The sequence below is a fragment of the Cupriavidus oxalaticus genome (assembly GCF_038900635.1).
Taxonomy (GTDB): Bacteria; Pseudomonadota; Gammaproteobacteria; order Burkholderiales; family Burkholderiaceae; genus Cupriavidus; species Cupriavidus oxalaticus_B.
The window spans coordinates 1-396 of sequence record NZ_JAYMRX010000108.1 but is presented as its reverse complement, the minus strand read 5'-3'; the positions used below and the strand labels follow the sequence as shown (position 1 = coordinate 396).

The following is a 396-nucleotide window of genomic DNA, read 5'->3' as shown; positions in this document are numbered from 1 at the left end:
CATCTACTCCGGAATCTTCCTAATCCGTCATAGCCCATTGGTATAGTCGCGCGGCCTTGGCCCGTCGCGCATCGTGGTGCCTGCTGTCACACCCGCAGCGCACGGAGAAGTAAGTTGAGGCGCTCTTCCCGCATCGTTCTAATGCTCGGCGTGTTCTTCGCGTTGGTCGCCTTCGTGGGGATCCTCGTGCTGTCCAGGCCGCAGTCCACGCCGACTCCGGAGGTCTCCACCACGACACCGACGGTCTATGCCGCGGTCGACATCCCGCTCGGTACGCGCGTCACCGCAGTCATGCTCCGCCAGCAGGACACCAACAATGCGGAGCGCGCCGCCACGGCCTTCCAGAGCACCAGCCTGGTGATCGGCAAGATCATCCGCCAGTCCGTGGTGCAGGGC

Annotated in this window: 1 protein-coding gene; it reads left to right on the top strand. The window is 64.1% G+C overall.

Annotated elements, in window-relative coordinates; all coding sequences use genetic code 11:
* Positions 1–114: 114 nt before the first annotated feature.
* Positions 115–396 (top strand): SAF domain-containing protein (locus tag VSR71_RS35165; RefSeq protein ID WP_342917932.1); only part of this gene is annotated, 282 nt, incomplete at its 3' end.